10 protein-coding genes are annotated in these 13,663 nt (G+C 39.0%); 4 read left to right on the top strand and 6 right to left on the bottom strand.

Translation table 11 applies throughout. The features are described from left to right. Window positions 1–95 precede the first annotated feature (95 nt). From minC to FJR11_RS17670, 4 genes are all read left to right on the top strand, one after another. Window positions 96–1,262, top strand: coding sequence for a septum site-determining protein MinC (gene minC, locus FJR11_RS17685; RefSeq protein WP_174763104.1), 1,167 nt, complete (start codon window positions 96–98; stop codon window positions 1,260–1,262). 117 nt (window positions 1,263–1,379) lie between these two features. Beyond that, window positions 1,380–2,186, top strand: coding sequence for a septum site-determining protein MinD (gene minD / locus FJR11_RS17680; RefSeq protein WP_168506010.1), 807 nt, complete (start codon window positions 1,380–1,382; stop codon window positions 2,184–2,186). Window positions 2,187–2,224: 38 nt separating this feature from the next. Then, window positions 2,225–2,530, top strand: a complete 306-nt coding sequence (minE, locus tag FJR11_RS17675; protein WP_168506008.1) for a cell division topological specificity factor MinE — start codon at window positions 2,225–2,227, stop codon at window positions 2,528–2,530. A 54-nt stretch (window positions 2,531–2,584) separates the two neighbouring features. Next, the gene (locus FJR11_RS17670) at window positions 2,585–3,025 is read left to right on the top strand and encodes a ubiquinol-cytochrome c reductase iron-sulfur subunit (protein WP_168506006.1); all 441 of its coding nucleotides are present in this window, start codon (window positions 2,585–2,587) and stop codon (window positions 3,023–3,025) included. On the opposite strand, the gene FJR11_RS17665 is transcribed toward FJR11_RS17670, so the two are convergent. The 6 genes from FJR11_RS17665 to FJR11_RS17640 all read right to left on the bottom strand — a co-directional run bounded on the left by FJR11_RS17665 (window position 3,022) and on the right by FJR11_RS17640 (window position 13,660). Next, a complete protein-coding gene (locus FJR11_RS17665) occupies window positions 3,022–4,953 on the bottom strand; it encodes a CHASE2 domain-containing protein (protein ID WP_371417574.1) in 1,932 nt (643 codons plus the stop codon). The two genes, FJR11_RS17670 and FJR11_RS17665, sit on opposite strands and share 4 nt — an antisense overlap. A 12-nt stretch (window positions 4,954–4,965) precedes the next feature. Then, on the bottom strand, window positions 4,966–5,679 hold the full coding sequence (locus tag FJR11_RS17660; RefSeq protein WP_254444778.1) for a DUF928 domain-containing protein: 714 nt from the start codon (window positions 5,677–5,679) through the stop codon (window positions 4,966–4,968). A gap of 400 nt (window positions 5,680–6,079) precedes the next feature. Continuing rightward, on the bottom strand, window positions 6,080–8,602 hold the full coding sequence (locus tag FJR11_RS17655; protein WP_254444777.1) for a CHAT domain-containing protein: 2,523 nt from the start codon (window positions 8,600–8,602) through the stop codon (window positions 6,080–6,082). A 103-nt stretch (window positions 8,603–8,705) separates the two neighbouring features. Next, entirely contained in the window at window positions 8,706–9,317 is a 612-nt protein-coding gene (locus FJR11_RS17650) for a Uma2 family endonuclease (RefSeq protein WP_168506000.1), read from the bottom strand. Between the two features lie 138 nt (window positions 9,318–9,455). Next, window positions 9,456–10,589 carry a cyclopropane-fatty-acyl-phospholipid synthase family protein gene (locus FJR11_RS17645; RefSeq protein WP_168505998.1) on the bottom strand — a complete coding sequence of 378 codons (1,134 nt, stop codon included), beginning with the start codon at window positions 10,587–10,589 and terminating at the stop codon, window positions 9,456–9,458. 128 nt (window positions 10,590–10,717) lie between these two features. Further along, window positions 10,718–13,660: a filamentous hemagglutinin N-terminal domain-containing protein gene (locus FJR11_RS17640; RefSeq protein ID WP_254444776.1), complete on the bottom strand. Its 2,943-nt coding sequence runs from the start codon at window positions 13,658–13,660 to the stop codon at window positions 10,718–10,720. Window positions 13,661–13,663: the final 3 nt, after the last annotated feature.

The following is a 13,663-nucleotide window of genomic DNA, read 5'->3' as shown; positions in this document are numbered from 1 at the left end:
CAAAAGGCAAGAGTCTTACCAATTACCAATTACCAATTGCCAATTATCCAACTTTTATGAATATCTCAATGTTGGTGTATTTTGGCTAGTGCTGCATGAATTCTGATTCTGCTAAACCTCATGAAATAAATTCTGAATTTCCTAAATCAGAATCAATTTCTGATCAGGTTGATCAAGAGATAACTAATTCTCATTCTGTCCAAACTAATGTAGATGCTGCTGATGCTACTCAAGCTGATCAAATAAACTCTGAATTTCCTAAATCAGAGTCAATTTCTGAGCAGGTTGATCAAGAGGTAACTAATTCTAACCCTGGCGAGATAAATATAGACTCTGCTGATCATAAAGTAGAATCTGATCCTATTATCCCCAATACAGAGTTAAACTCTGTGATTGCCTATTTAAAAGGTAATTCTACTGCGGAAAATTTAGAATCTAATCTTTCTGATTCTGGAGAATCTAGTTTTATTTTATCTGAGTTACCAAATACTGATTTAGAATTACCAGATCATAATATTCAAGTTCAGTTAAAAACTGAAGGAGAGCGACTGTTATTAATTTTGCCCACTGAATCTCAAGTACCACCATCAGAATTTAATTGGTGGGAGATTTGGCAACAAATGAAACAGCGTCTCAATGCAGGCGATCGCTTACGGAAGCCAAATACAGCCCTGCATCTGGTAGCTAAAGATCGGTTATTAGATAACAGACAACTGCAAGATTTGGCAGAAACTTTAAATACATACCAAATCCAACTAAAATCCGTAGCCACCAGTCGGAGACAAACGGCCATTGCTGCTTGTACCCTGGGTTATTCCGTAGAGCAAATCCAACTCCAAACATCCCTCTCCGGTGATATTCAATCTACCCCCAGTCCCCTGGCAGATGCCCTCTATCTGCAAATGACAGTCAGATCCGGTGTGGAAATTCGTCATCCCGGTACAGTAATTATCTTGGGAGATATTAATCCTAGTGGTATCGTCATTGCCGATGGGGATATTCTGATTTGGGGACGATTGCGGGGAGTTGCCCATGCTGGAGCCGGTGGAAATCGGGAATCTCTGATCATGGCCTTGCAAATGGAACCAACCCAATTGCGAATTGCTGATGCTGTCGCTAGAGCGCCAGAAAAGCCCCCAATCAACTTTTTTCCTGAAGTTGCACATATTACAACCGAAGGAATTCGCATTGTTAAAGCCGCTGATTTTTCTCGTAGTCAATTAAGTAGTCGGACGCAATTAATTACACAAAATCTGATCTGAAGTTCTTGGGTAACAAAGAATCTATAGTAATTAATTCTGTGACGATGACTGAATTAGAATCAATCAATAGCTTTAAATATTTTATTGTTGTTCCCTCAAGTCTCATACAGCATTATCATGACTCGTATTATTGTCATTACCTCCGGTAAAGGGGGAGTGGGTAAAACCACAGTTTCAGCTAATTTAGGGATGGCCTTAGCCAAAATAGGCAAGCAAGTAGCCTTAATTGATGCCGATTTTGGCTTGAGAAATTTAGATTTACTCCTGGGGCTAGAAAATCGCATTGTTTATACAGCAGTGGAAGTTCTAGCTAGGGAGTGTCGTTTAGAACAAGCCTTGGTGAAAGATAAGCGACAACCTAATTTGGTACTGCTTCCAGCTACCCAACATCGAAATAAAGAATCGGTAACACCAGATCAAATGAAGTTACTGGTAAATGCCCTAGCGCAAAAGTATCAGTATGTGATGATTGACTGCCCTGCGGGGATTGAAATGGGGTTTAAAAATGCGACTGCACCAGCCAAAGAAGCCCTGATTGTTACCACTCCCGAAATTTCCGCAGTCCGTGATGCTGATCGGGTAGTGGGATTACTCGAAGCCCAAGGTGTAAAAAAGATTAACTTAATAGTTAACAGAATTAGACCAGCAATGGTACAGGCAAATGATATGATGTCTGTACAGGATGTTCAGGAACTTCTCGCCATCCCCATAATTGGAGTAATCCCCGATGATGAGCGTGTGATTGTCTCTACCAACCGTGGCGAACCTTTAGTATTATCAGACACTCCCTCTTTAGCTGCCACAGCTTTTGAGAACATTGCTCGGAGATTGGAAGGGGAAACTGTCGAATTTCTTGAGCTTGACTCATCTAATAAAAACATCTTCTCCCGCTTAAGAAAGATGTTGTGGTCAAAGATTGTTTAATTAACTTCCCAGTTTCTTGTGCCTGACACATACCCGCAATGATTCTTGAAATTTTAGAAAAACTTTTTGCTCGTAGTCCCGATAACAGCCGCGATGATGTTAAACGTCGTCTGCAAGTGGTTATCTCCCATGATCGTGCGGACTTAGACCCCCAAACCTTAGAAAAAATGCGTCAGGAAATCCTGGCTATTGTTTGTCGCTATGTGGAAATAGAAACAGATGGTTTGGAATTCTCCCTAGAAAGCAGCCAACGGACAACGGCTTTAATCGCTAATTTACCCATCCGCAGGGTTAAGGAAAGTTTAGATGAAACTAAGTTAGAAAGCAGTGATATCTTATTGTAGGGGCGCAGATACTGTGCCTTGAGATGTTAGATCAGACATTAATTAAAAGCAAATATGAAACGTCGTGAGTTTATCAATTGGGTAGGATTGGGTTGTTTAGCTAGTTCTCTCCCTGTCGCACTTGCTGCTTGTTCTCCGGAAACAAACGCATCAGCTACTTCTACATCTAATGCTGCTACTAAGGGCTGGCAAAAGGTGGGTACTGTGGCAGAGTTAGATAAAACTGGTCAACTATTGGCAGAAAATTCGCCAATTGGCGCAGTATTGGTAGTTGGCACATCCAAAGCGGCCAAAAACTTAATTGCGGTTAATCCTACCTGTACTCATGAAGGTTGTACCGTTGCATGGAAAGCAAAACAAAGTAAATTTATCTGTCCCTGTCATAGTGCAGAATTTGCTCGTGATGGTAAGGTACAACAAAGGCCAGCTAAAAAACCACTGAAAACTTACCAGGCTAAGATTGAAGCTGGTTCTGTGTTTGTGAAGACGGCTTAAGATAAAACTTGATAGATTTGAGTTAATTCATCCCGTCCTTTTAGCTTAATGCTGCCGATAAATTGGGTAGGAAACTTATCTTTAATATGTTGATAAGTTTCTTCACTAATGAGAATTCGGCAAAGTCCACAATTTAAAGATTTATCATAACTTTCTAATCTAGATGCTACATTTACCGTGTCTCCCAGGGCTGTATATTCGGCTCTTTGGGCATTGCCTAACATCCCAGTAACTACTGTTCCTGTGGCAATACCAATGCGAATGGTAACAGTGGGATTACCTGATAACTGCCACTGTTGATTAAGCGATCGCAATTTATCTGCCATTGCTAAAGCACAACCAACCGCGTTTTCAGCATCAATGGCGATTTCTACCAAGTTTGTGCGTTCAATTGGCACACCAAACAGCGCCATTACCGCATCACCAATAAATTTATTTACCATACCGTTGTATTCGAGAACGATATCAGCCATTGCTTGCATATATTCATTCAGCCATGACATTAGTGCCGTAGGAGTCATGGTTGTGGAAATAGAGGTAAAACCTTCTAAGTCTGAAAATAGTACGCTTGCTGTCATTTCTCGCCCAATAACTGACCCTTTTTGCAGTAAATTATGGCGAGATGTCCAGATTTGATCAGCAACTTCAGATGTCACCTGCTGTTTAAATAATGCCATGAGAGTGTATCGGTCTTGACGTTCTAAACTGGTAGTATAGATAGCAATAGCGATCGCCGATCCTCCTAAACCTAACAGCGGTGGAACTACAGGAATCCACCAACCTTGCAGAAAAACCAGGTAAGAACCTAAAATTAAACTACTGCCAGCCACGATTAAACTTAATATTGTTTCTTTATAGGAAATATTTTTATAAATAAATTTTTGAGAACGTAATGTCCAGCCGAGAATAGCACCAACAAAAGACCAAAAAATAATCCATAGCCATTGTATTGCTTCCGAAGTACCTCGCATCATGGGTCTTCCGTCCAGTGCAGCACTCAACATTTGACTCACAACATTAGCATGAATAACTACCCCAGGCATTCTTTCCGGAAAAGCGCTCAAAGAACTACTGTAAGGAGTGAAAAAATCATCATGCAGACTTTCCGCAGTTGCACCAATTAAAATAATCCGATCTTTTCCCCAATTTGCAGGGACTTCACCATTCACCACTTGCATAATTGAATATTTTTGAAAGTGGTCTTGTGTGCCTCGAAAATTTAGTAAAATCTGATAACCTCGATCATCGGTGCGAATATAACCACCATCATTTTTTTCAAAAGGAATAAAAGTAGCTTTTCCTAATTGATAATGACGTTTTTGGGCATCTAATTCTTTTAACTCAATACCTTTATTTTCTAAATACATTAAAGATAGTTTTGCTGCCAAACTCAAGACTTCCTCACCGGATTTCGGCTCAAGAGAAATTAGACCCCGACGGACTTTACCATCAGCATCTAATAACAAATCGGAAGCAGCTATTTGATCAAGTTTACTTAAGATGGGATGGGGATTTATTTCCGGTCCAAATCCATCTCCTACCACCTTTTGTACCCCAATGAGATTGGGTGTAGATTTGAGGATTTTAATGAGTTGTTGATGACCAGGTTGTACAGGTAAATCTCGATATAAATCCAAACCAATAGCCACAGGTTTTTGTTGGCGGATTTTATCGAGCATTTTCGCCAGGACAGCATCGGGAATTGGCCATTGTCCAACTTTTCTAATTGTGGCTTCATCAATAGTAACTACCACAATCCGGGAGTCTGGAGGTTCTGGGGGACGCAGTTGAAAAAATTGGTCAAGTGCTGCCCAATCTATCATCTGAAACAACCCCAAAACCCGCATGACAATGATAAAACCCGCTACTGATGGAGTTATTACCAATACTGCTCGCCAGTTATTGAGGAACTGTTTGAGTTTAATCACAGCAGCGGATTTTTAATTTTTGGGCTGCTGACAGCAATCAACTACAGGAACTTGGCTTAGTTCAGTTAAACCAACAGACTGAAGAAGTTCGTGCCATTCTGCGCCAATTTGGCTATTTTGGGGAAGCGATCGCTTTAAATCAGCTAATGTGGCTACAGTGTCATACCACAGACCATTTTGAGCATAAAGTTTAGCTTTTTCCAAAGGGCTGGCAGTTGCTAAACTACTATTGAGGGTAGAACTAAGTTCGACACGTTCCAATCTGCCTTCCAAAACAATATCTCGTTGTCGTTCTGCTGGATCACAAATCAAAGCCAGATTCCATTTATACTGCTGACCAACGGCCAAAGCCCCAGCCGCTTGAGGAATTTTAAAGCTAGTAATTCCCGGAGTAGCTGTCAAATCCACAATAGTTTGATAAATTCCGTTGCCTTCTTGGTCCCATAAAGTTAACTCAGCTTTCTGAGTCCCTGGTTCAGATATCTTGACTAGCACAGTGGGATAAGCTGCAACTGTTAACTCCTTTTCTGTGGCTGGAATCAAAGCAGTCAAAATTGGTTGGGGGGATGAAGTCCCAAGATGCTGACAAACTCCCCTAGTTGCTCCCCCTGCGGTTTTCTGGGGACTACCTTTAGCTTTAAAGGTGACAGCTTGGGCTGGGACTAATGGTAGTAATACCAGTCCGGTAAAGAGCAAAGATAATAAAGAACGAGATAATTTTTGCATATTCATAATGTCGGAGTGAAAGTGACTAATCTTAGAAACAAGGAATATTTACTGTATTTCCGGGATGACAATTGCTAATTTCTAAGTGTTTTTTCTGAACCGAATATTATCGGTATTTACTGATAAAGCATTGATTGACTAGAATTTGCAGGAGTGCAAGATGAATTTTTTTTGACTTTATACAGATTACAGAGATAAATTAATTTTGATTTTTCTCACAACTAGTGTGATTATACTGAAAAGTCGTAGAAAATAAAATACCCCCTATTGAAAATTCACAATAACTTTAAAAAGAGGACTTTTAATCAAAAAATATCCCATTAATTATTGTGGGGTAGGCATCTTGCCTGCCCTTAAACCTGGACGGGCTAGAAGCCCATCCCACAAGTAGGTATAATGTTTATTGCCAATTGCCTACCAAGACAAAGGCAGACCAAAAATAGGGATTCTGAAATTGGCGATTTTTCAAGAGTAATAGTTGAGCATTGCGAAGGGCTTCGGCTTTACTAACTCTAGATTTAGCCAATTGCCGGTAAAATTCACTAATCAGAATAGAGGTTGATTCGTCATTCACTTGCCAAAGAGTCCCTACAGTGCTGCGAGCGCCCGAACGAATTGCTATACCTGCCAAGCCTAAAGCCGCCCGTTCATCACCGGCAGCGGTTTCACAGGCACTGAGAACTAATAACTCAATGGGACGTTTTTGGTTATCGCTGCGGGATTCTCTCAGTAATTGATCTAATTCTTTGACATTTAGTCGGTCATTCCAAGTCAAAATAAAGGTGTCTGCGGCATTAGAACTAAATTGACCATGAGTAGCTAAATGAACAATGGGAAAAGATGCGGCTTTGATTTGCTTTTGGAGGGACTCAACTATAAACTGCTGATTTAAAAGTGTATTTGTGGGTACTGCTGATGAAATCTGCTGAACTTCAGTAGCCACATCTGGTAAAGCGGGAAAACCCTGACGTGCTTCTGTCAGTGCCGCAATTAAGGCTTTGAGCTTAACTTGGGTGAGGGGTTTAGGTTCGAGAAGTTGGAGTCCGGGAGTCAAGGCTATGCTATATTTTTCCAGCAGATATTGTTGACCATCATAGAGCGTGGCCATGGGTAAACTTTGCAAAGCACCATCGAGGACAAACACCAAAGTTTTGATACCATTGGCGGTTAAATCAGCCTCAGCGGGACGAATTAGCCAATTGTAGAGTTTTTGAAGTATTGGTAATCGCTCTTGGGGGAAAGCCGTCCGTCTCAGGGAAATTCGGGCTTGCTTGATGATAGTTTTTAATTCTACTTGGGGTTGATTAGTTGTGTATTTACGTAAGGGTTTACCAGGAATAGAGAGAATAACTTCTAGTCTGTCATTTAAAATAATCGGATAAATAACAGCCGCAGTGGGATCAATTTCATCAATTAATTTCGGTTTAATATCTGCACAAGCATCACGGAAAAAGTTATCTAATTCTGCTAATTGCAAAGATTCAATTATTTGCCGAGCTTGTTGCAATTTAGCTTGACTGGGAGTTTCTTCTTGCAACAACAATCCAACTAACTCCCGATAAATTGGTTCAACACTTTCCCGAAAAGAAAATTGCACTTCGGGGTTAACTGTCACCAAATCACCACGCAAAGAACCGAGAATTTTAATAGATTGAGTATATTGAGAAATTGCTGCTTCAGTATTTTTCTGTAGTTCTTGAATTCGTCCTAATTGCCAATGTAATTGATAAGCAATATCAGGATATTCAAAAGATGGGACTAAGTTCAATGCTTGAGTTGTATAATTTTCCGCTTTTATCCATTGTTTTTGCAGTTCAGATAATCTACCTTGGGTGAGTAATACATAAGCTTGAGTGCGGGGAGTTCCTAAACTTTGTGCCTGTTGATAAGCACGGTTGAGAATTTGCTCAATTTCTGTAAATGATTCTGAAGAATGTATTGCTAATTTAATTAAACTTTCAACTAGATTAATTTGAGCATAAATTCCCGTTTGATTCTGAGAAATCTGATTAATTTGCGGTTTTAATGTTAACCATAAAGTTTGTGCTTCTTGCCATTTTTGTAAATCTGTCAATAAACTGAGACGATTTAATAAAGCTTGAATTTTAGTATTTTGGTGAGTTGCTAATTGAGCAGAATTAATATAAGCCGCAAGAGCATTTTCTTGATATTGATTTTTTTGTTGTTTAGTTAAACCAGGTTGATTAGCAAAAGCGCGGTTTGTATTGCCAATATTTACATAAATTTCAGCTTGGATTTGAGGAAGATTTAATTTTTCAGCAGCTTGTAAACCTAAAGTTAAAATTTCTTGAGACTCATTTAACTGTCCTAAAACTCGCAGAACATGACCTAAAGCATTGATAGATTGTATATTCTGTAAAGAGAATGATTGATTTTTCCCAGTTGCTAATTTTGTAGAATCAACTTCACAGGTTGCTGTTTCTAAATTTAAAGATAGTAAAAGTGTTTGGCAAGCTCTGGGATATAATCCTAATGACTGTAAAGCTAGACTTTGGTTAATTTGATTTTGGGTAAGTTTGTCTTTTAATTCTAGCTGTTTGTAGATTTTAGCTGATAGAATCCAAGTATCTAAAGCATCTTGAATATTTCCCCGTTCTAGTTGTAATTGTCCTTGAATATCGAGAGTTTGGGCAAGTATGCGCTGTTGTTGGGAAGTTGGACTTTGGGATTTGAGGAGAGAAAGACTAGAATTGATATTTTGTTCTGCTTGTTCCCATTGTCCTAATTGTCCGAAGGTTGCAGCTAGATTACTCAATACCATGCCTTGATTTAAGAAATCTCCTTGAGTCTTAAATGTGGTTGCAGCTTGTTGTAATAAAGGGATAACTTCTGGAAATTTTCCCGCATTATAAAGAATCTGAGCTTGTTGAATAATTGTTTGTGGTTGTTGGATTTGAGCCATTACAGGGGTAATGCCAATTATTAATAACAAAGAGAGAAAAAATAATAAAGTGGATTTTATAAAGGATTGGGTAAATTTCATTAATAAATCTGAATCACCATAGTTATATTATTTGTAAAATTTGAGCAATAGTTAAGTTTAAATCGGGAAAAAGTGGAGATATGATCAAATCATCACCTCTAAATTGATTAACTTGATATTCTTCATCAATTAAAGAATAAACTGAGATAGTAGGTTGTTTAGGATTACCGATAAATCTTCTCCCACCGAAAGCAGCATAATCAACTATCCAATATTCAGGAATACCCATTGATTCATAATCATTTGTTTTAGTAGAATAATCTGTTTGCCAATTACTGCTGACAATTTCTATGACTAAAGGAACTGAAGCTGCTTGAGTAATGGTTGATTCTTTTTTCCACAAAGGTTCATTAACTAAGTTTTCAGGATTTAGTAATAAAATATCAGGTGAATAAGCAGATTCAGATTTTGATGGTTTGATAAATGTTGTTTTTGGTATTAAGTAGGGAAGGTTAAGTCTATCTAATTGCGCTGATAATTTACGGACTAACCAACCAATCACTAATTCATGATCTCCTACTGGTGGGTTCATTTCAATAATTACTCCGTTGTATAATTCATAGCATAATCCTGTTTCTGGATACCATTGGATAAATTCGTCAAAGGTTACTGGTTTAGTTAAGGTTTGAACCATGATTCACCTCTTGAATGCTTTTGATTATTTTACACTATTTTCAATAAATCATTCTATTTTGTAGGGTGTATTGCTTTATCGCTGATACACCCTACTGTCAGTAAGCCTATGCTTATTTAGAAGTTAGTTGTTTAACGATTAGGCATGAACCATTAAATATTGGCCATTACCGTTATATTCACCGTCACAACTTGCGAAATTAGCAACAAACCAAATCAAATAAAACCGCCAGATACGGCGAAATTTGGCATAGTCAATCCCATAGTCTAAATCTTTAACTATCGCTTGAGAATCATCAAAATTTTTCAGCCAACTAGCAAAAGTTCTAGAGTAATTAGAGCCATTGAGATACCATTGTTTAATAGTTTTCAGGTCTTGATTGTGACTGGGAACTGCATCATATTTCCAGTAACGGCCATGGGGAAAAATGTATTTGTGAGTAAAAACACTAGAGATATTATTAGGAGTGCGGACTGTGATAATGTGAATAAAAACCCGCCCATTATCCTTGAGAAAAGATGCCAACTTTTGGAAAGCTTTTGTTAAATTACCTACATGACAAAAAACGCCAATTGAGAGAATTTTATCAAATTTTGTCTCAAATTCTGCATCATTCAAATCTCCTTCATAGAGAGTAAAACGACCAGAACTAAGGTAACTTTCAGGATCTTGCATTTTCTGACGCATATATTCACATTGTTGATGACTCAAGTTAATTCCTGTAAACTTGACATTGGGGAATTTGGCAAGAATATAATTGGCTACACAACCCCAACCACAGCCAAAATCTAAAATATGATCACCATCTTTAATCTCTAATTTGTCAATCACATCATCAATCATTTGCATTTGTGATTCTTCGAGATTAGCTGCTCCTTTTTCCCACAATCCCATACTGTATTTAGGATAAATGAGTTTGCCATCACCTAACATAGAATTCAGCATAACTTGAGGCAAATCGTACTGAATCTTCATTAAATCCCGCGCACCTTCGGCAGTATTATCTGTTTCTGTTAATACCCATTCGTAGGGTGCAAGCAGAGAGGGAAAATACTTAAATAAGACAGGCATACAACTATCAAAAAGTGATCGCAATACAGAATCTGGTACTTCTAATCCGTTAATATAAGACTCTGCTATTGCCATTTGCACTGCGTTAACTGTACTAACTGCGAGACGAGTTGCTTTATAAGCAATGGGACTTTTGGTATGCACATCTCCCACTATGGGAATATGTTTTTCAATGTTTTGGACAATTGTTGATGAAATCATATTTATATTGGGCTTTAAAGATGCCGCTATTCTATATCAACAAAACCAAGTTCAAATAACATTAAAGAATAGATATTTCTTTAGATAGACATGAGAAGAAAAAAGAAATAATCAATATATTTATGTCTTCATTGTGGCTGACAATTAGATAAAGGTCGCCAAGAACGTTGAGAAAATTGCCCAGTTGGTTCATAAGCTAAAAGCGTTACTTCCCCCTGTTCATTAATTACCCAACCCCTCACTGGAACTGGTAATTGGTAATTGGTAATTATTTCCCCCTGCCCCCTGCTCCCTGCTCCCTGCACCCCTGCCTCTTCTACCCAAGCAAACTGCTGAGAATTACCGCTCAGAGCGTCACTGGGACTTGGTGGCACTCCTCCCCGTCCAGTGATAGAAAATTCGCTTCCTGCCCCTCTTGTGCAGGGATTAGCGGCAATTAAAGTATTAGGATCAACGACATTTTCTGGTATTTCTACTAACCCTTGGGCAGGATTCACACCAGAGGTGCTAAAGGTAACAGCCCCTTGTAAAGAAGCACCTGATACTTGGGAAAAAGCGGCGATGTCACTGGTATTTAGTAGAGATGTGGGACTGACCTGTAAAGCTGCAAACTGGGCATCTGTCAACCCTAGACGCTCTCTAACTTGTTCTCGACTCACCGCTGTAAAACCGAATATATAGGGAACATTAACCGTAACTTTACCACCTTGGGCTGTGCGAGCATTGGCTGTGATGTCGCTATTTTCCTGGGGAAATGCTAACAGGGTGTCACTATTGATATTGATGTTACCACCGTCAGAACTACCAGCATCGGTGGTAATTGTACTGGCTCGACGTAATTGTATATCTTTAGCTGTGATGTTAATGTTTCCCCCACCACCTGCGTCCGTACTGCCATTAATGCTACCTTTATTATTAAGAGCGATTGTATCAGCAACAATATTAATACTCCCAGCTTTCCCTGTTCCTAAACCCTGCACATTAATTGTGGACTCATTTTGGACAAGCAATTGCTGAACATTGAGATTTAATGAACCTGCATTTGCTGTAGCCTTGGCATTAGTGAAATCACCGACAATTCCCACAGAAGCTTGGATTCTACTATTTAATTCCCCTGGATTCTGAATCCCTAAAAGCTGGACACGTCCAGCATCAATGGTAATATTTCCGGCATCACCTGTACCTAAAGAGGCCGCTGAAATTATCCCCCCATTCTCAAGAGTCAGCAAGGGTGTAGAAAGGTAAATATCACCTCCACGACTGCTAGTATAAGTGTCAGCACTGAGAAAACTCACACTCTTTCCCCCGTTAGCTAAAACCCCGGAAACACCGCTCAATTCTACGGATTCCGTCGCTTTAATGGTTAAATTTCCCCCAAGTCCCCCCGTCGGATTCAGGAGAACATTACCAATGGCCACACCACTGGTTAAGGTAATTCCCGCACCTTCAGAAATCAGTAATCGTTTAGTATCAATAGTAATATCCCCAGCTTTGCCAGTTGCACCAAAAGAAGTTGTCCCAATCAGGGTTTGTGACACACTTCCAGCGGGAGTACGCAGTATTTCCACGGATTCAGAGGCTTGAATATTGATATTTCCTGATGCTCCTTCACCACGATTTAAACTAGCCAAACTAGAACCGTCACGCACTATCAACTGTTGTGAATTAATATAAATATCTCCTCCTGTGCCGGTACTTCCGCGCAGATTACCGCTATTAATCCCAGAACTAACTAATTCTACAACTTTGGCATGGATGTTGAGTTTTCCCCCATTTTGAGAGCTATAAGTTCCTCCTCCTATCGCTGCTCCATTTTCTAACAATAGATTTCCGGTATCAATTGTAATATCTCCAGCCGTCCCTGTATTAAAAGTATTATTACTCAAAACAATGGGCAGATCAAAAGAGTTTATTATCCCAGTAATTAGATATGTAGCTATCAAGTTTTGCAGACTAGGAAATCCTACACCACTCAATTCTACAGAGTCCGTAGTGCGGATATTTATAGCCCCTCCCGCACCCTCACCATAGGTGGTAGTGGATATTTTTGATCCTGCCTGAGAGCGAAATTGTTGAGCATTGATATTTATGCCTTTTCCAGCTAAATTTCCTAGGGTTAAGGCAAAAATTTGGGAACTATTTAAAAGAAGATTTTCACCTTGTAAGTTTATTTGACCACCACCCATACCGCTGGTATTAATAAGTGAATTATTGGTTATTTCAATATTGCCAAAGTTTTGAATATTATCATAATTTACAGTTACATTTTGCGGACTGACAGTGAAATTAACTAAGCCGGAATTAGCCACACTACCCAAAATAATTTGTCCGTTATTAGCAGTTAAATTACCATTATCAAGTTGAATATTACCACCAAGTAACGCTAAGGCTTGACCATCATCTACAGCCAAACCAAGATGATTATCTATAGGGATAGTTTCAGGTAATGGAGGTAAATTTAATGTTCCTACAGCTTGCGATTGATTAATAATTGTCCCCTGATGATCTCGAAATCTCAACCCCACGGTCATATTTACAGTTAATAGAGGTACTTGAGGATTACTACTACTAAATTCAAAACCGTTATTAAATACCACACTGTCGGCTGTAGAAGCAAAAAACGAACCCCGTAAATCTAATTGGGCATTTTTACCAAAAACAATCCCTTGGGGATTTAATAAGAATAAATTAGCATTTCCTAAAACTCCTAACGTTCCCAAAATATTGCTAGGGTTGCTACCTGTAACGCGGGTAAAGATATTGGTGATATTATTGGGATTTGTGAAATAAACTGCTTTTGCTTCACTAACATTGAATTCTTGAAAACTATGAAATAAGCTAGAACCACGAATTGCTCCCCCGGCAATATTATCATTGATAATTTGGGATTTTTCTGAACCTAGACTATTATCTGGGATGATTTGCGCTAAGGCTGGGAAGGGAAAAAGGATAAAGTTTCGCGCAAAGATACAAAGGAGCAAAGGCGCAAAGGAAGATTTTTTACATATTAAAACTAAACTCTTAATTTCTCTCTGTGACTCTGCGCCTCTGCGTGAAAAAAATATTTTCATAAT

Origin of the sequence: Anabaena sp. UHCC 0187, from assembly GCF_009712035.1 — a bacterium.
Classification (GTDB): domain Bacteria; phylum Cyanobacteriota; class Cyanobacteriia; order Cyanobacteriales; family Nostocaceae; genus Dolichospermum.
The sequence above is the reverse complement of the archived record's forward strand: the minus strand, read 5'-3'. Positions and strand labels throughout refer to the sequence as shown.